The organism is Achromobacter spanius (genome assembly GCF_003994415.1).
GTDB lineage: Bacteria > Pseudomonadota > Gammaproteobacteria > Burkholderiales > Burkholderiaceae_B > Achromobacter > Achromobacter spanius_C.
Map to the genome: position 1 here is coordinate 1,621,755 of NZ_CP034689.1, position 24,531 is coordinate 1,646,285.

General features: G+C 64.1%; 23 protein-coding genes. 16 read left to right on the forward strand and 7 right to left on the reverse strand.

All coding sequences use genetic code 11. The features are described from left to right. Nucleotide 1: 1 nt before the first annotated feature. The 4 genes from ELS24_RS07320 to ELS24_RS07335 form a co-directional block, all read right to left on the reverse strand. Nucleotides 2–346 (reverse strand): antibiotic biosynthesis monooxygenase family protein, encoded by a 345-nt coding sequence (locus ELS24_RS07320; protein WP_127183757.1) that lies wholly within the window; start codon nucleotides 344–346, stop codon nucleotides 2–4. Next, nucleotides 343–1,446: a cytochrome gene (locus tag ELS24_RS07325; RefSeq protein ID WP_050447663.1), complete on the reverse strand. Its 1,104-nt coding sequence runs from the start codon at nucleotides 1,444–1,446 to the stop codon at nucleotides 343–345. The genes ELS24_RS07320 and ELS24_RS07325 overlap by 4 nt, the downstream gene beginning before the upstream one ends. 71 nt (nucleotides 1,447–1,517) lie before the next feature. Next, nucleotides 1,518–2,381 carry an NAD-dependent epimerase/dehydratase family protein gene (locus tag ELS24_RS07330; RefSeq protein WP_127183758.1) on the reverse strand — a complete coding sequence of 288 codons (864 nt, stop codon included), beginning with the start codon at nucleotides 2,379–2,381 and terminating at the stop codon, nucleotides 1,518–1,520. 76 nt (nucleotides 2,382–2,457) lie between these two features. Further along, complete coding sequence (locus ELS24_RS07335) at nucleotides 2,458–4,104, reverse strand: electron transfer flavoprotein-ubiquinone oxidoreductase (RefSeq protein ID WP_050447664.1); 1,647 nt, start codon at nucleotides 4,102–4,104, stop codon at nucleotides 2,458–2,460. Nucleotides 4,105–4,217: 113 nt separating this feature from the next. Here ELS24_RS07335 and ELS24_RS07340 point away from each other — a divergent pair, with 113 nt between their 5' ends. The 3 genes from ELS24_RS07340 to ELS24_RS07350 all read left to right on the forward strand — a co-directional run bounded on the left by ELS24_RS07340 (nucleotide 4,218) and on the right by ELS24_RS07350 (nucleotide 6,298). Further along, nucleotides 4,218–4,667 (forward strand): acyl-CoA thioesterase, encoded by a 450-nt coding sequence (locus ELS24_RS07340; protein WP_050447665.1) that lies wholly within the window; start codon nucleotides 4,218–4,220, stop codon nucleotides 4,665–4,667. Between the two features lie 269 nt (nucleotides 4,668–4,936). Then, nucleotides 4,937–5,635: a CoA transferase subunit A gene (locus ELS24_RS07345; RefSeq protein WP_050447666.1), complete on the forward strand. Its 699-nt coding sequence runs from the start codon at nucleotides 4,937–4,939 to the stop codon at nucleotides 5,633–5,635. Nucleotides 5,636–5,647: 12 nt separating this feature from the next. Next, entirely contained in the window at nucleotides 5,648–6,298 is a 651-nt protein-coding gene (locus tag ELS24_RS07350; protein WP_050447667.1) for a CoA transferase subunit B, read from the forward strand. A 48-nt stretch (nucleotides 6,299–6,346) separates the two neighbouring features. On the opposite strand, the gene ELS24_RS07355 is transcribed toward ELS24_RS07350, so the two are convergent. Then, a complete protein-coding gene (locus tag ELS24_RS07355) occupies nucleotides 6,347–6,799 on the reverse strand; it encodes a GNAT family N-acetyltransferase (protein WP_050447668.1) in 453 nt (150 codons plus the stop codon). A 182-nt stretch (nucleotides 6,800–6,981) separates the two neighbouring features. Between ELS24_RS07355 and ELS24_RS07360 the strand changes: the two genes are divergently transcribed. The 9 genes from ELS24_RS07360 (at nucleotide 6,982) to ELS24_RS07400 (ending at nucleotide 18,178) form a co-directional block, all read left to right on the forward strand. After that, complete coding sequence (locus ELS24_RS07360; protein ID WP_050447669.1) at nucleotides 6,982–7,857, forward strand: MurR/RpiR family transcriptional regulator; 876 nt, start codon at nucleotides 6,982–6,984, stop codon at nucleotides 7,855–7,857. Then, the gene (locus ELS24_RS07365) at nucleotides 7,854–8,834 is read left to right on the forward strand and encodes an isoaspartyl peptidase/L-asparaginase family protein (protein ID WP_050447670.1); all 981 of its coding nucleotides are present in this window, start codon (nucleotides 7,854–7,856) and stop codon (nucleotides 8,832–8,834) included. The genes ELS24_RS07360 and ELS24_RS07365 overlap by 4 nt, the downstream gene beginning before the upstream one ends. Before the next feature lie 39 nt (nucleotides 8,835–8,873). Then, a complete protein-coding gene (locus tag ELS24_RS07370) occupies nucleotides 8,874–10,760 on the forward strand; it encodes a dipeptide ABC transporter ATP-binding protein (RefSeq protein WP_127183759.1) in 1,887 nt (628 codons plus the stop codon). 66 nt (nucleotides 10,761–10,826) lie between these two features. Then, the gene (gsiB, locus tag ELS24_RS07375) at nucleotides 10,827–12,380 is read left to right on the forward strand and encodes a glutathione ABC transporter substrate-binding protein GsiB (RefSeq protein ID WP_050447672.1); all 1,554 of its coding nucleotides are present in this window, start codon (nucleotides 10,827–10,829) and stop codon (nucleotides 12,378–12,380) included. 89 nt (nucleotides 12,381–12,469) lie between these two features. Then, a complete protein-coding gene (gsiC, locus tag ELS24_RS07380; RefSeq protein WP_050447673.1) occupies nucleotides 12,470–13,390 on the forward strand; it encodes a glutathione ABC transporter permease GsiC in 921 nt (306 codons plus the stop codon). A gap of 7 nt (nucleotides 13,391–13,397) precedes the next feature. Next, entirely contained in the window at nucleotides 13,398–14,297 is a 900-nt protein-coding gene (gsiD, locus tag ELS24_RS07385; RefSeq protein ID WP_050447674.1) for a glutathione ABC transporter permease GsiD, read from the forward strand. A gap of 109 nt (nucleotides 14,298–14,406) precedes the next feature. Beyond that, nucleotides 14,407–15,501: a P1 family peptidase gene (locus ELS24_RS07390; protein WP_127183760.1), complete on the forward strand. Its 1,095-nt coding sequence runs from the start codon at nucleotides 14,407–14,409 to the stop codon at nucleotides 15,499–15,501. Nucleotides 15,502–15,521: 20 nt separating this feature from the next. Beyond that, on the forward strand, nucleotides 15,522–16,367 hold the full coding sequence (locus ELS24_RS07395) for a M55 family metallopeptidase (RefSeq protein WP_127183761.1): 846 nt from the start codon (nucleotides 15,522–15,524) through the stop codon (nucleotides 16,365–16,367). 14 nt (nucleotides 16,368–16,381) lie between these two features. Beyond that, nucleotides 16,382–18,178, forward strand: coding sequence for an aminopeptidase P family protein (locus ELS24_RS07400; RefSeq protein WP_127183762.1), 1,797 nt, complete (start codon nucleotides 16,382–16,384; stop codon nucleotides 18,176–18,178). Nucleotides 18,179–18,668: 490 nt separating this feature from the next. On the opposite strand, the gene ELS24_RS07405 is transcribed toward ELS24_RS07400, so the two are convergent. After that, nucleotides 18,669–19,658 (reverse strand): hypothetical protein, encoded by a 990-nt coding sequence (locus tag ELS24_RS07405; RefSeq protein ID WP_127183763.1) that lies wholly within the window; start codon nucleotides 19,656–19,658, stop codon nucleotides 18,669–18,671. 219 nt (nucleotides 19,659–19,877) lie between these two features. Here ELS24_RS07405 and ELS24_RS07410 point away from each other — a divergent pair, with 219 nt between their 5' ends. From ELS24_RS07410 to ftsB, 4 genes are all read left to right on the forward strand, one after another. Beyond that, nucleotides 19,878–21,530 (forward strand): CTP synthase, encoded by a 1,653-nt coding sequence (locus ELS24_RS07410; RefSeq protein ID WP_050447679.1) that lies wholly within the window; start codon nucleotides 19,878–19,880, stop codon nucleotides 21,528–21,530. A gap of 202 nt (nucleotides 21,531–21,732) precedes the next feature. Beyond that, complete coding sequence (locus ELS24_RS07420; RefSeq protein ID WP_050447680.1) at nucleotides 21,733–22,017, forward strand: DUF1330 domain-containing protein; 285 nt, start codon at nucleotides 21,733–21,735, stop codon at nucleotides 22,015–22,017. Nucleotides 22,018–22,021: 4 nt separating this feature from the next. Beyond that, entirely contained in the window at nucleotides 22,022–23,308 is a 1,287-nt protein-coding gene (gene eno, locus ELS24_RS07425) for a phosphopyruvate hydratase (RefSeq protein ID WP_050447681.1), read from the forward strand. Between the two features lie 71 nt (nucleotides 23,309–23,379). Continuing rightward, a complete protein-coding gene (gene ftsB, locus ELS24_RS07430) occupies nucleotides 23,380–23,781 on the forward strand; it encodes a cell division protein FtsB (RefSeq protein WP_050447682.1) in 402 nt (133 codons plus the stop codon). 11 nt (nucleotides 23,782–23,792) lie between these two features. On the opposite strand, the gene ELS24_RS07435 is transcribed toward ftsB, so the two are convergent. Further along, nucleotides 23,793–24,524: a pilus assembly protein gene (locus ELS24_RS07435; protein ID WP_127183764.1), complete on the reverse strand. Its 732-nt coding sequence runs from the start codon at nucleotides 24,522–24,524 to the stop codon at nucleotides 23,793–23,795. Nucleotides 24,525–24,531: the final 7 nt, after the last annotated feature.

Sequence of the window (24,531 nt, forward strand, 5' to 3'; positions counted from 1 at the left end):
ATCAACCGTGTCGTTGGCGGCTGTCGGCGGGCGCCTGGTCTCGTTCAGCCATGCCGTAGTCGCGCAGTACCTGCGCGACGCGCAGTCGATAGTTCTGAAACACGCCGCCGCGTCCAGCTTCCTGGGCGCGGCGATGCGACTCCAGTGAACGCCAGCGCTTGACGGCGTCTTCATCGCGCCAGAATGACAGCGACAGCAGCTTGCCCGGCGTGCTCAGGCTTTGAAAGCGCTCGACCGAGAGGAAGCCATCGATGGTCTTGAGTTCGTCGATCAGGCCAGCGGCAATGTCCAGATAGGGATCGGCGTTGCCGTTGGCGGGTTCAACTTCGAATATCACGGCAATCATGGGGTGGGTTCCTTTGAAAACGCAAACTGTGGCACGCGTGCATTGGGCAGCGGCCGATACCGGAAACGGGATGCCAGAGCGGCCGCGTCGGCTCCGGCTTGCAGCAAATGAAACAGCGCGTCCGCAGCGTGGCGGCGCGCAAGCCCTTGGCCGGGACAGGCGTGGCGTTGCGCGCCGAATGTCCAGCCGGCATCGGGCTGGACCGTTGCCGCCGCGGCCAATATCAGCAGCACGGTCTGGCCGGCCTCAATCCGCTGGCCGCACACCGAGATGGCGTCCGCCAGAAACCGCCGCGTGTTGTGCAGGGGCGGATCGTGGCGGATGACGTGGTCGACGATCGCGTCGGCGTCGGCGGGGACGGCATCGGCAGACACGCCGCGCCTGCCGGCATGGATCAGCGCGTTGCCCAGCAGCCCGGCGCCGGCTTCGCACGACTGAAACAACAGGCCGGCAAGGTTCGCCGCCAGCACGGCAGCGGGGATCTGCGCGCGGGCGCCGTCATCTCGCAGCTTGCGCAAGGCCGGGCCGGCGTCGGCGGCGAGCAGGAAGGATTCCAGGCGGCGTTGCAGCGCGTCGGCAGCGGCATGTCCGGCGGCTATCTGGTCCGCATCAGCGGTGGTGGGCAGGGCGGACAGGAACGTGGCAATCTGCGCAGCGCTATCGGCGTGCAGGGCGGGGGCCAGTCCCAGGAAGGCTGCTTGAGCATGCACGGGGGCGGCGGTCAGGTAGCGGTCTATGGCAGCGGCGTCCAAGGCCGGTATCGCGGGCCATCGCGGGGTACAGGCTTGCGTGCCTTGTTCCTGGATGTATGCCGCCAGCAAGGCCTTCAGCCGTGTGTGCATATCGCTGTCGTTCATGCGTACGAAGCGGCCGAACAGCGTGCCTGCGGGGCCGGCGCACAGGGCGCGCGGCACAGGTTCCGATGGCGGACGGACGCGCGCAGTTGGATTGCGCATCACGGCCGTGATCGTGTCAGGGTGGCTGGCGACCCAAAGGCCTAGCGCGTCGTCGCGGTACAGGGGCTTCTCGCGCGCCAGCGCGGCGTAGTAGGGGTAGGGGTCGCCGTGCGTGACGGCAAGCAGGGGATGGGCGGGAAGCATGGCGTGGCCGGTAGGAGATCCGGCTGCCAGTATCTGCCCCCCGGGCATGCAACGATTCGATGCAGGCCGAACTATGCCTGCGACGTGCCTGGCTGGCGGGCGCCAGCGTCCGCCAGCAGCGCCGCGTAACCCTGGCGTGAATCCGGCCATTGCAGTGTGAAGCCGCTGGCGCGCAGCCGCCCGTTATTGAGCTTCTTGCTGCCCACATTCGCCGGGGCAGGGGCGACACGCGGCGCGGGCGCGCCAATCATGGCAGCGAGCTCGGCATAGAGCGTGCGCAGCGGCAGCGGTGTGTCGTCGCACCCGATATACGCCGGTTCAACCTTGGGCAACAGCGCCAGATGCACCACGGCGGCGGCCGCGTCGTCGATGTGGATACGGTTGGCCCAATGTTCAGGCTGCGTCGGCGCGCCTGCCGCGCCGCTGCGCAGGCGCTCGATCAATTGCAGCCGGCCGGGTCCATACAGTCCGGCCAGCCGCAGCGCGGTAGACGACAGGCCGCGCGCGGCCAGCGCGGCTTCTGCTTCAAGCAGAATCTGGCCGTTGAAGCCTTGCGGCGCGGGCGGCGTATCTTCGGTGACCCAGTCGCCATGGTGTTCGCCATACACGGCGCTGGATGACACGAACACCACGCGCTTCAACTGCGACGTATCCAACACGTTCAGCACGTTCTGCAAGCCATCGATGAAGACGCCGCGATACAAGGCCGGGTCGCGCCCACCGGGGGCGGGCAGATGGATCAGCCGCGTGACGCCGGATGGCAGCGCGGGCAGGGTGTCCGCGCGCGTAATGTCGCCTTGCAGCCATTGGATGCCGCTGTCGTCGGTGGGCGGGTGGCGGCGCAGCGCGGTCACCTGGTCGCCACGCGCCAGGAAGCGCCGGGCCACGCGCTGGCCGAGGTCGCCACAGCCGATGAGAAGTACGCGTTCAGTCATGATGCCGCCTTGGTTCGTGAAAAAGGCGCCCCGGAAGGCGCCTTGAGGCAGGGCGTTGAACAACCCTGGCCGGGATTTACATGCCGCTGTAGACGGGCCCTTCGCCGCCTTGCGGGGCCACCCAGACGATGTTCTGGGTAGGGTCTTTAATGTCGCAGGTCTTGCAGTGCACGCAGTTCTGCGCGTTGATCTGCAAACGGTCTTCGCCGTGGTCGTCCTTGATGAATTCGTACACGCCGGCCGGGCAGTAACGCGATTCCGGCCCACCGTACTTGGCCAGGTTCACCTGCACCGGCACCGACGGATCCTTCAAGGTCAGGTGGATGGGCTCGTTTTCTTCGTGGTTGGTATTCGAAATGAACACCGAGCTGAGCTTGTCGAAGGTGAGCTTGCCATCGGGCTTCGGGTAGTCGATGCGCGCGCATTCGGACGCCGGTTGCAGACAGGCGTGGTCGGGCTTGTTGTGGCGCAGGGTCCAGGGCATCTTGCCCTTGAGCAGCAGTTGCTCCACGCCCGTCATCAGCGTGGCGATGGTGCGGCCCTTCTTGAACCACTGCTTGAAGTTGCGCGCCTTGTTCAATTCCGCGTGCAGCCACGATGCTTCGAAAGCCTTCGGATACGCGGCCAGTTCGTCTTGGCGGCGGTCGGCCAGCAGGGCGTCGAACGCGGCTTCGGCGGCCATCTTGCCCGACTTGATGGCGGCATGGCTGCCCTTGATGCGGGACGCGTTCAGGAAGCCGGCCTCGCAGCCGACCAGCACGCCGCCCGGGAACGTCAGTTTGGGCAAGGACATCAAACCGCCCGCCGTGATGGCGCGTGCGCCGTAGGCAATGCGCTTGCCGCCTTCGAAGGTGCCGCGGATGGCGGGATGCGTCTTGTAGCGTTGGAATTCGTCGAACGGCGACAGCCAGGGGTTGGCGTAGTCCAGGCCGACGATCATGCCCACGGCCACCAGGTTGTTGTCCAGGTGGTACAGGAACGAACCGCCGTAGGTGTCGGAATCCAGCGGCCAGCCGGCCGTGTGGATGACGAGGCCGGGCTTGGATTGCGCCGGGTCGACTTCCCACATTTCCTTGATGCCGATGCCGTAGGACTGCGGGTTGCGGCCGTCGTCCAGCTTGAAGCGTTCGATCAGTTGGCGGCCCAGTTGGCCGCGCGAGCCTTCGCCGAACACGGTGTAGCGGGCATGCAGTTCCATGCCGGGCTGGTAGTGGTCGGTATGCGTACCGTCGCGGGCCACGCCCATGTCGCCGGTGGCTACGCCACGCACGGCGCCGTTTTCGTCGTACAGCACTTCAACCGCGGCGAAGCCGGGGAAGATGTCCACGCCCAGCGCCTCGGCTTGCTCGCCCATCCATTTGACGACGTCGCCCAGGCGGACGATGTAGTTGCCCTCGTTGTGGAAACAGGGCGGCAGCATCCAGTTTGGCGTGGTGCGCGCACCGGTCTGGGACAGGAACATGAACTTGTCCTGCGTGACCGGCACGGTCAGCGGCGCGCCTTTTTCTTTCCAGTCGGGGATAAGTTCGGTCAGCGCCAGCGGGTCCATGACGGCGCCGGACAGGATGTGTGCACCCAGTTCCGCGCCTTTCTCCAGGACGCACACGCCGATTTCCTGATTCTTTTCAGCGGCCAGCTGCTTTAGACGGATTGCGGTGGCCAAGCCGGCGGGTCCACCGCCAACCACGACCACGTCATATTCCATCGACTCGCGTTCAGACATTTGCAAAGCTCCCCGTATGTATTCCATATTTGGCTGGAAGTATTATCGGCGATTGTATTGCAGGCGGAGGCCGTGCATGCCTTCGTATTTCTTTTAGCCTTCAGGAGTAATCGGTGAACCCGGACAATCTGTCTGCGCGGATTCTGGCGGTGGGCGATACCCATCAGGTGGAGTTGCCCTTGCGTTGGGGCGACTCAGACGCCTTGAATCATCTGAACAACACGCTGTATTTCCGCCTCATGGAAGAGGCTCGCATGCAGATCCTGTACAACGCGGGCTTCGAGCTGCCCGCTGACAACGGCGCCATCCTGGCCCACGCGTCTTGCGATTTCCTGCGCCCGCTGACCTATCCGGCCACGGTTCGCGTCATCCACAAGGTCACGCGCATTGGCCGTTCCAGCGCGGAATTCGAGCTGTTGCTGGAGAAGGTCGGCGACGACGCCGGCCCCTATGCGCGCGGACGCAACGTGCTAGTCTGGATGGACTACGTGGCCAATACGTCCGCACCGTGGCCGCCCGAAGTGCTGGCGCAGATGGCCACGCAATTTCAGGCGGCCGCTTGAGACGCTGCTTGAGATTAGGGGCGCGGAATCGCCCGTCATGCCGTTAAAATCAAGCGCAAAATCACAAGAGAAATAAAGGGGCGCGCCACCCTCGGCGCCGCGACTCAGAGACATCGGGCAGTATCGTGATGCCATCTGGGGCCGACGCCGGCAGCCGCGCTCCAAGGAAAAACAGGGCTTTCCCCGATTTTCTTGTTCCCCCATGGGACACACCGCGCAAGCGGCGGGGCGGGCTCTCTTCGGTTAGACCTTAACTAGGAGTTGGAGCGATGGACAAGGTTTTTGCAAGCGCCCAGGAGGCGCTGGCAGGCATCGTCAAGGACGGTCAGATGATCGCCGTGGGCGGTTTCGGCCTTTGCGGTATTCCCGAGGCCCTGATCGCCGCGCTGCGCGATTCGGGCGTGAAGGACCTGACCTGCGTCAGCAACAATGCGGGCGTCGACGGCTTTGGCTTGGGCCAGTTGCTGAACACGCGCCAGGTGCGCAAGATGATCGCGTCCTACGTGGGCGAAAACAAGGAATTCGAACGCCAATACCTGTCGGGCGAACTTGAGCTTGAGTTCACCCCGCAGGGCACACTGGCCGAGAAGCTGCGCGCTGGTGGTGCCGGCATTCCCGCCTTTTTCACCCGCACCGGCGTGGGCACCATCGTGGCCGACGGCAAGGAAATCCGCGAGTTCGACGGCCAGCAATACGTGATGGAACGTTCGCTGACGCCGGACGTGTCGCTGGTCAAGGCGCACATTGCCGACCGCAGCGGCAACCTGGTGTTCCGCAAGACGGCCCGCAACTTCAACCCGAACGTTGCCATGGCCGGCAAGTTCACGGTGGTTGAAGTCGAAGAAATCGTTGACACCGGCAGCCTGGATCCCGATCAGATCCACCTGCCCGGCATCTATGTGCAACGGATCGTGCTGAACACGACGCCGGAAAAGCGCATCGAACAACGCACCACTCGCCCGGCCTAAGGAGAAGACGACATGGCATGGTCCCGCGATGAAATGGCGGCGCGCGCCGCGCGCGAGCTGCAAGACGGTTTTTATGTGAACCTGGGTATCGGCCTGCCGACCCTGGTGGCCAACCACGTGCCCAAGGGTGTTGAGGTGTGGCTGCAATCCGAGAACGGCCTGCTGGGCATTGGCCCGTTTCCCACTGACGCCGAAGTCGACGCTGACCTGATCAACGCCGGCAAGCAGACGGTGACGACGCTGCCCGGCTCGTCGATCTTCTCGTCCGCCGATTCGTTTGCAATGATCCGCGGCGGCAAGATCAACCTGGCCATCCTGGGCGCGATGCAGGTGTCCGAAAAGGGCGACCTGGCCAACTGGATGATTCCCGGCAAGATGGTCAAGGGCATGGGCGGCGCGATGGACCTGGTGGCCGGCGTCGGCCGCGTCGTGGTCCTGATGGAACACGTGGCCAAGAAGAAGGACGGCACCGAAGACATCAAGCTGCTGCCCGAATGCAACCTGCCGCTGACTGGCGTGGGGGTGGTCGACCTGATCATCACCGACCTGGGCGTGATGGAAGTCACGGAAAATGGCTTGAAGCTGCTGGAAACGGCTCCCGGCGTAACCGTCGACGAAATCCAGTCCAAAACCCTGGCCAAGCTAGACGTCTCGGCACTGTAACGACAACGCCCCGCAAGGGGCGTTTTTTTTCATGCGTGCGCGCCGGGCCTACGCCAACCGCATCCCCACATGCGGAATCCCGTCTTCCATATATTCCTCGGTCACCTGCACAAACCCGTGCCCGCCGTAGTACCCCCGCAACCGGGCCTGCGCACCCAAGTACATCGCACGCCCCGGCCAACACCTGCGCACCTCCGCCATCGCATGGCGTATCAATTCATGCCCCAGCCCCTGACCTCGCGTCCAGGGCGCGCTGATAACCCGGCCGATCTCGATATCACCGTTCTTATTCAGTGACGGATCCAGAATCCGGCAATACGCCGCCAACTGACCGTCCTGCCAGGCCATCAAGTGCGAAGTCTGCCCGACCAGATCCTTTCCATCGATGTCCTGAAAGATGCATTCCTGCTCAACGACAAACACTTCGGTGCGTAGCTGGAGAATCGCGTAGATCTCGGCAACGGTCAGCTCCTGGTGGGGCTTACAGATCCAATTGGGCATGGCGGCATTCCAAGGCAAGAAAAGAGGCGCCAATAGCGTACCTCAAACCGACCCCGTTTCTTTTCGCCCACCGTTACATAAATTCACGGGTATACCCTTAGTATGAAAAGGAATTTTCTTATTTAAAATTTGCGTGTAAACAGATTTACACAAACACCCGCTAAGACGCACCCCCAAAAAAGATGACCAAGGCCGTACTGTCGATCGCTGATCGGATCGCCCGGGCTCAGCCCGCGCTGAGCCGGACTCAGCACAAGATGGCCGAATACGTGCTGGCGCATCAATTCCGCGTGGCCACCATGACCATCGACGAATTCGCCGTAGCGGTCGGCGTGTCGGTGGCAACGGCCAACCGTTTTGCGCGCGCCCTGGACTTGCCGGGCTACCCGCAGTTTCGCGCCGAGCTGGCTCGCGGCTTCGAAGCCGCGCTGGAACCCGTGGAAAAGCTGCGCACCGAATTGGCGCATTCCGCCAGCGCCGTGCAGATCTTTGCCGCCACGCTTGAAGAAGACATCCGCAACGCCCAGCGCAACTTGCAGGCGCTGGACTCGGGCGCCTGTGAGCAGGCGGTGCAAGCCATCCTGGCCGCCGACCGCGTCTTCATCATCGGTTTCGGCGCCAGCGGTTTCCTGGCCGGCCTGTTGCAGCGCGGCTTGTGCATGCACCTGCGCTCCGTCGAGTCGCTGGCCGGGCCGGGCGGCGTGTCGCACGCGGCGCGCCAGATGTCGCGCATGACCGACAAGGATCTGGTCATTGCCATTGGCTTTCCCCGTTATCTGGCCGACACCGTGACGCTGGCCGCCGCTGCCAAGCAGGCGGGCGTGCCGGTGTTGGTGCTGACCGACAAGCCCACCTCGCCCTTGGCGCCCACGGCCTCCGTCGTGCTGTATGCGTACTCGGCGCGCCAGTTGATCCCCAATTCCGAAACCGCCGCGCTGGGTTTGATCGAAGCCCTGTCCGCCGCGGTGGCCTATCGGGCCGAGAATTCCGTTGCGGCAGCCGCTGGGGTGACCCAGTCCGTGATGCCGTGGCTTATCCATGGAGTAGGTAAACGATGATTCAACCCGTGATTGCCATTCACGGTGGCGCCGGCGCGATGTCCCGCGCGGCCATGTCGCCCGAGAAAGAACAGGAATACCTGGCCGCCCTGGAGTCCATCCTGACAGCCGGCCAAGCCGTGCTGGCCCGTGGCGGCAGCGCCCTGGACGCCGTGACCGAAGCCGTGCGCCTGCTGGAAGACTGCCCCTTGTTCAATGCCGGCCACGGCGCCGTGTTCACCAGCGCGGCCACGCATGAATTGGACGCGTCCATCATGGACGGCGCCACGCTGCGTTCGGGCGCCATCGCCAACGTGAACTGCGTGCGCAATCCGATTTTCGCGGCGCGCCGTGTCATGGAAAACAGCAAGCACGTGTTCTTCGTGGGCGAGGGCGCCGAAGCCTTCGCCAAGGCTGAAGGCCTGGAAATCGTGGACCCCTCGTACTTTTCTACCGAGGCTCGCCGCGAACAATTGTTGCGTGTGCAGCGCGAAACGCCGGACGCCGCCGTGCTGGACCATGACGGCCAAGCCATGGTTGCGCGCGGCCAGCCCGCGCCGGCCGACCCGCTGGATGCCGACAAGAAGTTCGGCACGGTGGGCGCGGTGGCCGTGGATGCAGAGGGCAACGTGGCCGCTGCCACGTCGACCGGCGGCATCACCAACAAGCAGGTCGGCCGCGTGGGCGATGCGCCCATGATCGGCGCCGGCACCTACGCCAGCAACAAGACTTGCGCCGTGTCCACCACGGGTACCGGCGAGATGTTCATCCGCATGGTCGCCGCTTACGACGTGGCGGCCCAGATGGAGTATTGCGGGGCGTCGCTGCAAGAAGCAGCCGACCGCGTCGTGATGGAAAAACTGCCCACTATTGGCGGCAAGGGCGGCCTGGTGGCCGTTGACGCCCAGGGCAATGTGGCCTTGCCGTTCAACACGGAAGGCATGTATCGAGGTTACGCCCGCGTTGGCGAAAAGCCGGTCACTGCTATCTACCGATAAGCGTGGCGGGTTCTGTTTTGATTTTGGGGATTAATAAAGATGGTTGATCGCGCAAACAGCCTGGCGCTGCCGGAAAACCGCGTGGTCCAGGTCGACGACCTGACGGTGCGCTTCGTGGGTTCGGAGCGCACGGTCGAAGCCGTGCGCAACTTGTCGTTCCATGTGGACCGGGGTGAAACCCTGGCCATCGTGGGCGAATCGGGTTCGGGCAAGTCGGTAACGTCCCTGGCCCTGATGCGTCTGGTGGAACATGGCGGCGGCCGTATCGCCCAGGGCCGCATGGCGCTGCGTCGCCGTAACGGCTCCGTGATCGATCTGGCCGGATCCAGCCAGCGCGTCATGCGCAATGTGCGCGGCGCCGACATGGCCATGATCTTCCAGGAGCCGATGACGTCCTTGAACCCGGTGTTCACCGCCGGCGACCAGATTGCCGAGTCGATCCGCCAGCACCAGGGCAAGGACGCCGCCGCCGCGCGCGCCGAAGCGCTGCGCATGCTGGAACAGGTGCGCATTCCGGAAGCCAAGTCGGTGCTGGACCGCTACCCGCATCAGTTGTCGGGCGGCATGCGTCAACGCGTGATGATCGCCATGGCGCTGGCCTGCAAGCCCGCGCTGCTGATTGCCGACGAACCCACCACCGCGCTGGACGTCACCATTCAAGCGCAGATCCTGCAACTGATCCGTCAGCTTCAGGAAGAAATGCACATGGGCGTGGTGTTCATCACCCACGACATGGGCGTGGTGGCCGAAGTGGCCGACCGCGTGCTGGTGATGTATCGCGGCGACAAGGTCGAGGAAGGCCCGTCGGAACAGGTGTTCGCCGAGCCGCGCCACAGCTACACCAAGGCGCTGCTGTCCGCCGTGCCGAAGCTGGGCGCCATGGAAGGCACCGACTTGCCCGCGCGTTTCCCCTTGCTGCAAGTGGAAGGCCAGGTGCAGCCCGTGGCGGAGCCCGGCGTTGCCAGCACGCAGGAAGTGCCGGCCGCCAAGCGCGAGCCGATTCTATCCGTGCGCAACCTGGTGACCCGCTTCGACCTGCGCGGCGGCATCCTCAGCCGCGTGCAACGCCGCGTGCATGCGGTGGAGAAGGTCAGCTTCGACCTGTACCCCGGCGAAACGCTGTCGTTGGTGGGTGAGTCGGGTTGCGGCAAGTCCACCACCGGCCGTTCGCTGCTGCGCCTGGTGGAAAGCCAGGGCGGCGAGATCAAGTTCGGTGGCCGCGACATCGTCAGCCTGAAGAACAACGAATTGCAATCCCTGCGCCGCGACATCCAGTTCGTGTTCCAGGACCCGTTTGCGTCGCTGGACCCGCGCGTGACCGTCGGCTTTTCCATCATGGAGCCGCTGCTGGTGCACGGCGTGGCCAAGGGCAAGGAAGCCGAACGCCGCGTGGCCGATCTGCTTGAGCGCGTGGGCATGCCGCCTGAAATGGCGCAGCGCTACCCGCATGAATTCTCGGGCGGCCAGCGTCAGCGCATCTGCATCGCGCGCGCGCTGGCGCTGAATCCCAAGGTGGTGATCGCGGACGAATCCGTGTCGGCGCTGGACGTATCCATCCAGGCGCAGATCGTGAACCTGCTGATCGATCTGCAGCGCGACATGGGCATTTCGTTCCTGTTCATTTCGCACGACATGGCCGTGGTGGAGCGCGTGAGCCACCGCGTGGCGGTCATGTACCTGGGCCAGATCGTTGAAATCGGCCCGCGCCGCGCCATCTTCGAAAACCCGCAGCACCCGTACACCAAGAAGCTGATGTCGGCCGTGCCGATCGCCGATCCGGCGCGCCGTCACCTCAAGCGCACCTTGTTGTCCGATGAAATTCCCAGCCCGATCCGCAAGCTCGGCGACGAGCCCGTGGTGCAGCCGCTGGTGCAGGTTGGAACCGATCACTTCGTTGCCCGTCATGCGGTCGGCGGCGCGTATTGATTCCGTTGTCGTACTTGTTTTTCTTCCACCAAACCCCCTAATTCCAATTTGGAACCAGGAGTTGCAATGATGAAAGTTCTGCGCCCCACCAAGCTGATGGCCGCCGCCGCGGTGGCCTTCGGTGTGCTCACTTCGCCGTTGGCGCACGCGTCCAAGGACGTGACGTTTGCCGTCTCCATCGCACTGGAAACGCTTGATCCGTACAACACCAACAGCACCCTGAACCAGGCTGCCGGCAAGGCCTACTACGAAGGCCTGTTCGAATTCGACAAAGACCTGAAGATCCAGAAGGTGCTGGCCACCGACTACTCGGTCAGCGAAGACGGCCTGGTCTACACGTTCAAGCTGCGTCCCGGCGTGAAGTTCCACGACGGCACCGACTTCAACGCCGAAGCGGTCAAGATCAACTTCGATCGTCCGTCCAACCCGGACAATCGCCTGTCGCGCTACATCCAGTTCAGCGTCATCGACAAGACCGAAGTGGTTGACCCGATGACCGTCAAGATCACGCTGAAGAAGCCGTTCTCGGCCTTCATCAACGCGCTGGCCCACCCGGCCGCCATGATGATCTCGCCGGCCGCCCTGGCCAAGTACGGCAAGGAAATCGGTTTCCACCCGGTGGGCACCGGCCCGTTCGAATTCGTCGAATGGAAGCCGGCTGAATACCTGAAGGTCAAGAAGTTCGACGGTTACTGGAAGAAGGGCTACCCCAAGGTCGACACGCTGACCTTCCGTACCGTGACCGACAACAACACCCGCGCCGCCGTGGTGCAGACGGGCGAAGCGCAGTTCGCTTTCCCGGTGCCGTTCGAACAAGCCGCCGTGCTGAAGAAGAACGACAAGCTGGACGTGGTCGATCACCAGAACTCGATCATGGCACGCTACCTGTCGATGAACACGCAGCAAAAGCCGTTCGACAACGTCAAGGTGCGTGAAGCCATCAACTACGCCATCAACAAGGAAGCCCTGGCCAAGGTCGCTTTCTCGGGCTATGCCACCGTCGTTGACGGCGTGGTGCCCAAGGGTGTGGACTACGCGCACAAGACCGGCCCGTGGCCGTATGACCTGAAGAAGGCCAAGGCCCTGCTGGCTGAAGCCGGCTACCCCAACGGCTTTGAAAGCACCCTGTGGTCCGCCTATAACGACGGCACCTCGGTGAAGGTGGTTCAGTTCCTGCAGCAGCAGCTGGCTCAAGTCGGCATCAAGGTGCAAGTGGAAGTGCTGGAATCGGGTCAGCGCGTGCAGCGTGTGCAGCAAGTGCAGAAGCCGGAAGACGCCAAGGTCCGCATGTACTACGCCGGCTGGTCGTCCTCGACCGGTGAAGCCGACTGGGGCCTGCGTCCGCTCTTGACCACCCCCGCTTTCCCGCCCGTGCTGAACAACGTGTCCTACTACTCGAACAAGACGGTTGACGCCGGCGTTCAAGAAGCTCTGGCCACGACCGACCGCGCCAAGAAGACGGAAATCTACAAGAACGTTCAGGAAACCATCTGGAAGGACGCCCCGTGGGCCTTCCTGGTGACCCAGAACAACCTGTATGTGAAGTCGAAGAACCTGTCGGGCGTGTATGTGGAACCGGACACCTCGTTCTGGTTCGGCGACATCGACCTGAAGCAGTAAACCTAGCAGTCACTCTCGGGGCCTTCGGGCCCTTGTAAGGCCACATTCGGCGGGGGCGCGGTGTCCCCGCCGATGTTGCAGGAATTTCAATGCTGACCTACATCGTCAAACGTCTTCTGGGCATGATCCCCACGCTGCTGCTGGTAGCCGTGGTCGTGTTCCTGTTTGTGCACATGCTTCCGGGCGACCCGGCGCGACTGGCCGCGGGCCAGGAGGCCGACCAGCAAACGGTCGAGCTGGTGCGCAAGGAACTTGGGCTGGATCTGCCCCTGCCGCAGCAGTTCGTGCGCTACTTCAGCAACATGCTGCAAGGCGACCTGGGTACCTCGCTGCGTACCAAGCGGCCCGTCTCGACCGAAATTTCCGACCGCTTCATGCCCACGCTGTGGTTGACGCTCGCCAGCATGGCGTGGTCAGTCACCTTCGGCATGATCATCGGCATTGTCTCGGCGGTCTGGCGCAATCGCTGGCCCGACCGTCTGGGCATGACACTGGCGGTGTCAGGCATTTCTTTCCCCGCCTTCGCGCTGGGCATGATGCTGATGCAGGTGTTTTCCGTGAACCTGGGCTGGCTGCCGACCGTGGGCGCCTCCAGCTGGAAACATTACATCCTGCCGTCCCTCACGCTGGGCGCCGCGGTGGCCGCCGTCATGGCGCGCTTTACCCGCGCTTCGTTTGTGGAAGTCATCCAGGAAGACTTCGTACGCACGGCCCGGGCCAAGGGCCTGACCGAGCGCCGCGTCGTCATCAAGCATGCGCTGCGCAACGCGCTGATTCCGGTTGTCACCATGATGGGTCTGCAATTCGGCTTCTTGCTGGGCGGCTCGATCGTGGTCGAAACCGTTTTCAACTGGCCCGGCCTTGGCCGCCTGCTGGTTGACGCCGTGACCCAACGCGACTATCCGGTGATTCAGGGCCTGGTGCTGCTGTTCTCGCTGGAATTCATCCTGATCAACCTGATTGTCGACGTGCTCTATGGCGTCATCAATCCCAGCATCCGTTACAAGTGAGGCGGCCATGAGCAATACGACACCCGCCACGACCATTGCCGCCGTTCCGAAGAACGACGTGCGTACGCCCGCCACCGAGTTCTGGCGCAAATTCAAGAAGCAGAAGCTGGGCGTGGGCGCCGGCATCTTCGTGCTGCTGTTGGTAGTGGTCGCGGCCTTCGCGCCGTGGATCGTGCCCTTCGACGCCGAAAACTTCTTCGACTACGACGCGCTGAACGCCGGCCCGTCGCTGACCCACTGGCTGGGCGTGGATTCGCTGGGCCGCGACATCTTCAGCCGCATCGTGATGGGCGCGCGGATTTCGCTGGCCGCGGGCTTCCTGTCGGTGGCCATGGGCGCCATCGTGGGTACGTTCATGGGCTTGATGGCCGGCTACTACGAAGGCTGGTGGGAACGCATCACCATGCGTATCTCGGACGTGCTGCTGGCATTTCCGGGCATGCTGCTGGCCATCGGCGTGGTGGCCGTGCTGGGTTCCAGCATGATCAACGTGATCGTGGCCGTGGCCGTGTTCAGCGTGCCGGCGTTTGCCCGCCTGGTGCGCGGCAACACGCTGTCGATCAAGCAGATGACCTACGTCGAAGCGGTCAAGAGCGTGGGCGCGTCCGACTGGACGATCATCATGCGCCACATCCTGCCCGGCACGATCTCGCCGATCGTGGTGTACGGCACGATGCGTATCGGTACGTCGATCATCACCGCCGCCAGCTTGTCGTTCCTGGGCATGGGCGCATCGCCTCCCACGCCGGAGTGGGGCGCCATGCTGAACGAAGCGCGCGCCGACATGGTGATTGCCCCGCACGTGGCCATCTTCCCGGCCCTGGCAATCTTCCTGACGGTGCTGGCCTTCAACCTGCTGGGCGACGGCCTGCGCGACGCGCTCGATCCGAAGATCGATCGCAAGTAAAGCGTCGTTTTTCTCGCCGCCGTCCTCGTTCCACGCGCAACTCGAATTGGTTGCGTGTGAATTGAACGAAGGGCGGCGGCGTTTTGCATTAAGGACCTTGGCGAAAACCATGGACAAACAATCGCTGGATTTTCCCCGCATTGGCGTGCTGCCGTCGGGACCGCTGGATTCGATTTGCGACGTGGGTGACGTCACCGTCGGACACTGCACACTGGCCGACGGCGCGCAGCAGACCGGCGTCTCCGTCGTGCGCCCGCATGCTGGCGACCCTTATCTCGACAAGGTTCCCGCCTCTGCAACCGTGCTGAACGGCTTTGGCAAAAGCACCGGACTGATCCAGGTGCAGGAACTGGGCGTGCTGGAAACGCCCATCGCGCTGACCAACACCTTTGGCGTGGGCACCGTGGCCAACGCGCAGATCCGCCAGGCCATCGCGGCCAACCCGGAGATCGGGCGCGGCATGGCCACCGTGAACCCGCTGGTGTTCGAATGCAATGACGGTTACTTGAACGACATCCAGGCGCTGGCCGTGCAGGAAGCGCATTACGTCGATGCCTACGCCAGCGCCACCAAATCGTTCGCGCAAGGAGCAGTAGGCGCGGGGCGCGGCATGTCGTGCTTTTCATTCAAGGGCGGCATCGGCTCGGCCTCCCGCGTGGCGTCCATCCAACCCGGCTTGCGTTACACCGTCGGCGCGCTGGTGCTGGCCAACTTCGGCCGCTTGCCCAACCTGACCGTGGCGGGCCGCCCGTTCGGCCGCCGGCTGGCGGACCAGTTGGACCGTGGCCTGGCGCAGCAAGGCGAGAACGCGGCGATCGTGCCGGAGAAGGGCTCGATCATCCTGTTGCTGGCCACCGACGCGCCGCTGGATGCGCGCCAACTACGCCGCTTGTCGCTGCGCGCGGGCGCGGGCCTGGCGCGCACGGGTTCGGTGTTCGGCCATGGCAGCGGTGACATCGCGCTGGCCTTTTCCACCGCCTACACCGTGCCGCAGCGGGTCGAGCAGCCCATGCCGGCTGTGGCGATGCTGCATGAAACCCGTATCGACCCGCTGTTCGAAGCGGCCGCCGAAGCCTGCGAGCAAGCCATTATTTCCGCGCTGTGGCATGCCGATGCCGTCACCGGGCGCGACGGCCATCACCGCGCGGCCATCCGCGAGGCCGCGCCGCAATGGCGCCAATGGCTGGCCGACACCGCATTCTGAATTCCTTGAAGGTTGATTCCATGAAGATCCTGATTTCCACCGATATCGAAGGCGTCGCCGGCGTCTTCCACCCCGAGCAGGTCCGCGCCGGCAATGGCGAATACGAGCGTGCCCGCGCCTGGATGACGGCCGAAGCCAACGCCGCCGTGCAAGGTGCATTCGCGGGCGGCGCCGACGAGATCCTGGTCAATGACTCGCATGGCGGCTTTCGCAACCTGCTGCCCGACGGCCTGGACGAGCGTGCCCGCCTGGTGCTGGGCAAGCCGCGCTACCTGGGCATGATGGGCGGGCTGGAAGAGGGCTGCGACGCCGTCTTCATGATTGGCTATCACTCGCGCTCGCAAGGCCGGGGCATCCTGGCGCACACGATCAACAGCTTTGCGTTCGCGCGTGTGTTCATCAACGGCATGGAACTGGGTGAAGCGGGCCTGTATGGTGCGCTGGCCGGTGAAATGGGCGTGCCGGTGATTTTGGCGACGGGCGATGACGTGTTCATCGCGGAAACCCGCGACACGTTTCCCGGCGCCGAATGGGTGCAGACGAAGGTGGCCCATGGTCAGGGCAGTGGGGTGACCTTGTCGCCGATGGCGTCGCGCCGCGCCATCGCCGCCGCCGCCGAAACCGCCGTGCGCAAGCTGAAGCAAGGCGCCTCCGCTTCTGGCGAGGTGAAATCCGTTCCTTTCCGCATTGCCGCCCCTATAGAATGCCGGTTGCAGACGCAGAGCGCGGCCTTGGCCGACCTGTTCTGCATGTGGCCCACGCTGGAACGCGTGGACGGCGTCACCTTGCGATTCACCGTGGATAGCATGCAGTCGGCCGTCCGCACGCTGAACAGCCTGGCCGCCATGTCTTTCATGTTGCGCTAAGGATTCCATCCCCCATGTCTAGCACCGACGCCCGTATCGCCCAATTGCGGCAGGCCATGAGCCGCCGCGGCCTGTCCGCCTATATCGTTCCGTCTTCGGACCCGCACCTGTCCGAGTACCTGCCGGCGCGCTGGCAGGGGCGGCGCTGGTTGTCGGGCTTCACCGGGTCGGTTGGCACGCTGGTCGTCACGGCCGACTTCGCAGGCTTGTGGGTGGACAGCCGCTATTGGGTGCAGGCCGAGGCGCAACTGGCTGGCACCGGCGTGCAGTTGATGAAGATCGCGCTGGCGTCCACGCCGGGTCATGTCGACTGGCTGGCCGCCAACACCCGCGCGGGCGATGTCATCGGCGTTGACGGCCAGGTGCTGGGTCTGGGCGCGTTTCGCGCCTTGTCGGCGGCTGCCGTCAAGTCCGGCGCCACGCTGGAAATCCGGGAAGATTTGTTGGACGAGATCTGGACCGACCGCGCGGGCCTGCCCGACGCGAAGATTTACGAACATGTCGCGCCCGAGGCCTGCGTGGCGCGTGCCGACAAGCTGGCGCAGGTGCGTGACGCCATGCGGGCGCACGGCGCCGATGTGCATTTCATTTGCACCGTGGACGATATCGCGTGGTTGCTGAACCTGCGCGGCGCGGACGTGGATTACAACCCGGTGTTCGTTGGCCATGCGCTGATCGGCCTGGACCACGCCACGCTGTTCGTGGCGGATGGCAAGATCGACGACGCACTGCGCGCCACGCTGGCCGCCGATGGCGTCGAAGTGGCCGCGTACGCACAGGCCGCGGACGCCCTGGCTTCGCTGGAACTGGACCAAAAGCTGCTGATTGATCCGGCGCGCGTCACCTGCGGTGTGTTCCACGCCATGGATCCGGCGGTGCCGCGCATTGAAGCGATCAACCCGTCCACCTTGCTGAAGTCGCGCAAGACCGATGCCGAACTGGCGCATGTGCGGCGGGCGATGGCGCAGGACGGGGCGGCGCTCTGTGAATTCTTTGCCTGGTTCGAAGGCGCACAGGGCAAGGAAACCATTACCGAACTGACGATCGACGAGCAGATCACCGCCGCCCGCGCCCGCCGCCCGGCCTACGTCTGCCCCAGCTTTGCCACCATTGCCGGCTTCAACGCCAATGGCGCCATGCCGCATTACCGCGCCACGCCGGAATCGCATGCCACCATCGAAGGCGATGGCCTGCTGCTGATCGATTCGGGTGGCCAGTACCTGGGCGGCACCACCGACATCACGCGGGTGGTTGCGGTGGGCACGCCCAGCGCCGACCAGAAAGTGGATTTCACGCTGGTGCTCAAGGGCATGATCGCGCTGTCGCGCGCGTCCTTCCCGCGCGGCACGCCGTCGCCCATGCTGGATGCGATTGCGCGTGCGCCCATCTGGGAAGGCGGCGCGGAATACGGCCATGGCACCGGCCACGGCGTGGGCTATTTTCTGAATGTGCACGAAGGCCCGCAGGTAATTTCCTACCGCGCGATGCCGGGGCCGCATACCGCGATGGAGCCGGGCATGATCACGTCGAACGAACCGGGCATCTATCGCCCGGGCCGTTGGGGCGTGCGTATCGAAAACCTGGTCGCCAACCGCAGCTGGCTGACGTCCGAGCTAGGCGAGTTCCTGTGCTTTGAAACGCTGACGCTGTGCCCGATCGACACGCGCTGCATTGAAGTATCGCTGCTGCGCGCCGACGAAATCGCCTGGCTGAACGACTATCACAAGACGGTCTTCGACCGCCTGTCACCCTTGGTCGAAGGCGAAGCCCTGGCCTGGCTGGAACGCAGCACGGCGCCGCTAAACGCGTAAGCACCACGCGGCACCGCCCGATGGGTTGCGCGCGGCGTTCGGCAATTCATTGCTGCCCAGCCGCGCGCGCTTCACCCATCCTACGATCAGACGTTGCACGCACCCGGTAGGATGGGTGAAGCGCGGCAGGCACTGGGCAAGAAAGAAACAGCCCAACGCGCGCAACCCATCGAGCAACGGTCGAGCGTCAACGGCCCATTGCAAGAACGTCGCATCGCCCGATGGGTTACGCGCGGCATGCGGCAATTCACTGGCTCCCAGCCGTGCGCGCTTCACCCATCCTACGATCAGACGTTGCACGCACCCGGTAGGATGGGTGAAGCGCGGCAGGCACTGGGCAAGAAAGAAACCGCCCAACGCGCGCAACCCATCAGGCAACGGTCGCGCGTCAACGGCTCACCGCAAGAACGCTGCACCGCCCGATGGGTTGCGCGCGGCATGCGGCAATTCACTGATTCCCTGCCGCGCGCGCTTCACCCATCCTACGATCCTACGCAGTGTGCGCCTGGCGATACAGCGCCAGCTTGCCGAGGATGCATCCCACGGCCAGCAGCGCGGCATAAGCCGCCAGTGCCGCCACGCCCGCGCCTATGGATTGAGCCGCGCGCATCAGTTGGCTCCAGCTCATTGCCTGGATGACCAGATAGCCGATGCCGATACCCAGCGCCTGCGCCAGCCAGAACACAATCGTGCCGTGGACCACGGCCCGCCCCGGCCCCACTGCGCCCATCTGGCGCGGCAAAATGTTCAGGCAAACCAGCGTGCACAGCACCAACAGCAGCGCGGGCAGAACCAGATACCCCAACACGAAAGACGGCCAGTCGGCATTTAGAAACAGCATTTGCAGATAGCCGCCCAAGACGATCGACACGGTCAACTGCCAGGCAAGCACGGTCAGGCCGGTGTTCCAGGCCGCGTGGCGCCGATCATAAGCGGGCGCGCCCGCCTGCCCCGTGCGTTGTACGGTCCAGGTGGCGATGCGCACGACCACGAACATACCGGCGATTTCCAACACGACGTTCACGACGCGAAAGAGCACGCCCATGGCGAGAAACTGCCCGGCCAGGTCGATGCCGAACCGCTCGGTCAGCGCGCCGCGTTGCACCATGAGGAATTGCATTCCGACGTTGTGCAGGTACGCGATGGCGGCCGAGACCATCAAGGTGTAGATCAACTGCAAGGCGATGAAGGTGCCGAACAGCTTGCGCGGTTCGTCCACGGCGGTGGTGTCGTGACGGCGAAGCCAGCCGTGCATCGTGCCCCACACCGTCAGCCCGATCATGACGGCGGACGCCACGATGTTGGTCAGCATGGGCATCAGATACTGAGGCTGGCTGTACATCTCGCGCATCTGCTCGGACTGGGGCAGGCCGAACATCGTGGTGCTTTGCACCAGCGCGGCGTAGACCAGGCGCACGATGACGGCAACAAGCGCCAGGCGCCAGGCAAGCGAAGAGGGGGATCGGGCGGAGGGGATCATCGGCGAGGAGCGAGTGTTGAGAAAAAACAGCACCTGAAAATTAGGGATCGAACATATCACGGCGCTGTTCGCCCACGCGCAAGCGCCGCGTCGTGGGGCTCATTTGAGTGCTGCCAAATGTTACTCGTCACTCGCTAGGGGAAAACCCAAATAACTTCCGCCTCCCGGCTATAATCCAAATTTCCCGCACGCGCCCGCTCGTCCCGGGTGCTCATTACGATGACCAAATACGTATTTGTCACCGGCGGAGTGGTGTCTTCCCTGGGCAAGGGCATCGCCGCTGCGTCGCTCGCCGCCATCCTCGAGTCGCGTGGTTTGCAGGTCACCATGCTGAAGCTCGACCCGTACATCAACGTCGATCCGGGCACGATGAGCCCCTTCCAGCACGGTGAAGTGTTCGTCACCGAAGACGGCGCCGAAACCGATCTGGACCTGGGCCACTACGAGCGTTTCATTTCCGCTCGCATGCACAAGGTGAACAACTTCACCACCGGCCAGATCTACGAATCGGTGCTGCGCAAGGAACGGCGTGGCGACTACCTGGGCAAGACTGTCCAGGTCATTCCGCACATCACCAACGAAATCCAGGACTTCATCGCTCGTGGCGCTGAAGCCGGCTGGAACGGCAACACGGACGTCGCCATCGTCGAAATCGGCGGCACCGTGGGCGACATCGAGTCCCTGCCGTTCCTGGAAGCCGCGCGCCAGATGAGCCTGCGCATGGGCCGCAACAACGCGGCCTTTGTGCATCTGACCCTGGTGCCCTTCATCGCCTCCGCCGGCGAATTGAAAACCAAGCCCACGCAGCACTCGGTGCAGAAGCTGCGCGAAATCGGTATCTATCCGAACGCGCTGCTGTGCCGCGCCGACCGTCCCATTCCGGACGACGAGCGCGCCAAGATCTCGATGTTCTCGAACGTGCCGCTGGACGCCGTCATTTCCGTCTGGGATGCCGACTCCATCTACAAGATTCCCGCCATGCTGCACAAGCAAGGCGTGGACAACATCGTCTGCGAAGCGCTGGGCCTGACCCCGCCGCCGGCCGATCTGTCCATGTGGGACAACCTGGTCGAAGCGCTGGAGCATCCGCAGCATCAATTGACGATCGGCATGGTCGGCAAGTACGTCGACCTGACCGAATCGTACAAGTCGCTGACGGAAGCCCTGGTTCACGCCGGCATCCACACGCGCTCGAAGATCAACATCGAGTACATCGATTCGGAAGACATCGAAACCCGCGGCACCGATCAACTGAAGCATCTGGACGCCATTCTGGTGCCGGGCGGCTTCGGCAAGCGCGGTACCGAGGGCAAGATTGCCGCCATTCGCTTTGCCCGTGAAAACGGCGTGCCCTACCTGGGCATCTGCCTGGGCATGCAGTTGGCCGTCATCGAGTTCGCGCGCCATGTCGCTGGCCTGGGCGGCGCCAACAGCACGGAATTCGATCCGTCGGCGCCCCACCCGGTGGTGGCCCTGATCACCGAATGGATGGACCGCGAAGGCAAGGTCGAAAAGCGCGACAACTCGTCCGACCTGGGCGGCACCATGCGCAAGGGCGCGCAGCGCGTGCCGATCAAGCCGGGCACCCGCGCGCAGACCATCTACGGCGACGAAGTGAACGAGCGTCACCGTCACCGCTACGAGGTCAACAACGTCTACGTGCCGCGCCTGGAAGAGGCCGGCATGGTGATCAGCGCCCGCACGCCGACCGAAAACCTGCCGGAAATGATGGAATTGCCCAACCACCCGTGGTTTGTGGGTGTGCAGTTCCACCCGGAGTTCACGTCCACCCCGCGTGATGGCCACCCGTTGTTCTCCAGCTATATCCGCGCCGCCATCGAGCAGAAGTCTCGCCGCGGTCAGGGGGCGTAATGCGGGTGCGCGGTCTCGAGTTCCGTCAGCGGATCCTCGGGGCCGCGGCCCTGTCCCCCAGCGCCGCCCTATGCGGCGGCGCTGCTTTCGGATACAACCAATTAGCATCGGACAGGTGTCGCCAGGCCGCTTTGCGCGACACTGGCGGCTTCGCCGCATCCGGCGCAATCCCCTTTCAACGCCACTGCTCTGAAGGAACCCCATGAGTGCTTACATCATCGCCGAAGTCACGGTGACCAAGCCCGCGCAATACGAGGACTACAAGCGTCTGTCCACGCTCGCCATGCGCGCGTACGATGCCAAGGTCCTGGTGCGAGGCGGCGAGACCAAGCACCTTGAGGGGCGTAAGCCTGGTCGCACCGTCGTCCTGGAATTTCCGTCCATGACCGCCGCCCAGGCCTTTTACGACTCCTGGCAGTACCGCCGTGCCCGCAACGCCCGCGAGGGCGCGGCTGTCATGAATATGTTTATCGTTCAGGGAATGTAAAGTCATGAGTGCAATCGTCGACATCATCGGCCGCGAGATTCTGGATTCGCGCGGCAACCCCACCGTGGAATGCGATGTGCTGCTGGAATCCGGCGCCATGGGCCGCGCGGCCGTGCCGTCCGGCGCTTCCACCGGTGCCCGCGAAGCCATCGAACTGCGTGACGGCGACAAGGGCCGTTATCTGGGCAAGGGCGTGCTGCGCGCCGTTGAAAATCTGAACACCGAGATCTCCGAAGCCTTGATGGGCCTGGACGCCCAGGAACAGACCTTCGTTGATCGCACCTTGATCGAGCTGGACGGCACGGAGTCCAAGGAACGCCTGGGCGCCAACGCCATCCTGGCGGCCAGCATGGCGGTGGCCCGCGCCGCCGCCGACGAATCCGGCCTGTCGCTGTATCGCTACTTCGGTGGCAGCGGCCCCATGAGCATGCCCGTGCCGATGATGAACGTCATCAACGGCGGCGCGCACGCCAACAACACGCTCGACCTGCAAGAACTGATGATCCTGCCGGTGGGTGCGGGCAGCTTCCGCGAAGCCCTGCGCTGGGGCGCTGAAGTCTTCCACATGCTGAAGAAGCTGATCCACGGCCAGGGCATGTCCACGGCGGTGGGCGACGAGGGCGGTTTCGCCCCCAACGTGCCCAGCCATGAAGCCGCCATTCAACTGATCCTGAAGGCCATCACCGAAGCCGGCTACGAGCCGGGCACGCAGATCGCCCTGGGCCTGGATTGCGCCAGTTCGGAGTTCTACCGCGACGGCAAGTACACGCTGGCCGGCGAAGGCGGCATCTCGCTGTCCTCGCAGGAATTCACCAACCTGCTGGCTACCTGGTGCGACAAGTACCCGATCATCTCCATCGAAGACGGCATGGCCGAAAACGATTGGGACGGCTGGAAGCTGTTGACCGATCAGCTTGGCAAGAAGGTGCAATTGGTGGGCGACGACCTGTTCGTCACCAACACCAAGATTCTGCGTGAAGGCATCCAGAAGGGCGTCGCCAACTCGATCCTGATCAAGATCAACCAGATCGGCACGCTGACCGAAACCTTCGCCGCCATCGAAATGGCCAAGCGCGCCGGCTACACCGCCGTTGTGTCGCACCGCTCGGGCGAAACCGAAGACTCCACCATCGCCGACATCGCCGTGGCGACCAACGCCATGCAGATCAAGACGGGTTCGCTGTCCCGTTCGGATCGCATGGCCAAGTACAACCAGCTTCTGCGCATTGAAGAAGAGCTGGCTGAAGTGGCCTCGTATCCTGGCCTGGAAGCTTTCTACAACCTGCGTTGATGGGAAGCGCGGTGGCAGCGCCTGGCGCCGCCACCGCATCCGCGCCACGACTGCTCTGAGGGTTCTCGCGTATGCGCCTGTTGTTCCTGGTGCTGTTCGTGCTGGTCGGCTTGATCCAATACCCGCTGTGGCTGGGTAAGGGGGGCTGGTTCAAGGTCTGGGATCTGCAACGCCAAGTGGCCGAGCAGCGCGAGACCAACGAAGGCCTGCGCGCGCGCAATGCGGCGCTGGAAGCCGAAGTGCGCGATCTTGAAGGGGGCACCGGAGCCATTGAAGAGCGTGCGCGCGGCGAATTGGGCATGATGCGCGAAGGCGAAGTGTTCGTCTATGTCTTGCCGAAGAATGCGCAGCCGCCCGCTGGCGCCGACGCGCTCACTTCCGACGCGGCGGCCAAGCCGGGTGCGCCCGCGCGCGCTGGCGGGCACGCCGGCAGAGCTCCAGCCAGCCCCACGAGCACCGCCCCACGGCACTGACGGACACCTGTTCAGTTGCAACGGGCCTGGCGGCAGGTGCCGGCCACGATCTCGGCGGGATATCGCCCGCTGTCGGTCCAGTCGACAGGATCTGACTGCATCTCTATCTCCAGTTCAATCTGTATCGGCAGTAAGCCGTGTTGGCGGGCGACGCCGGCGTAGCTGGCGTTGTTGCGCCCTGATGCCGCCAGCACGGCCCGCACGGGCGCAAGCCAAGGCTTGTGCAGATAGGTCAGGCGCAAAGTCAGTGTGTTGGCCTGGAATATGCTGGGGCCACCCGGGCGCGGCGGCCGGCGGGCGTGTTGCAGATCCTGGTAGCTGTTGTCGATGGTTCGGCGGGCTGGCGCTGCGGGCACGTTCAGTCCGCTGCCGCCATGCTCGCGGAACGCGCGGGCGTTGGGTCCCAGTACTTCGATGCGCCAGGGTGTCAATCCGACTGACTTGCCGAGTTCGGACTGAACGCGCGTCAGTTCCCGACGGGCGCCTGTTTCGCCGTGGGCGCTGGCGTACAAGGGCAGCAGACCGTGAAGAAAAGCGTCGCGCATGGGGATGGGGTCGCCGTGGGCCGTTGCCCCGGCACGAGCCGCCTCCATCAGTGCCACATGCGTCATCTGGCGCACGGCTTGCCAGCGCGCGGCTTCGACACCCAGCAGGCCCAGCAGCAGCACCATGGCGCCAGCTACGGCGAATTCAATGGCGGCGGCGCCCCGCTGATGCGGCGCGGCAAAGAAAATGGCGGTCATGGCTGCG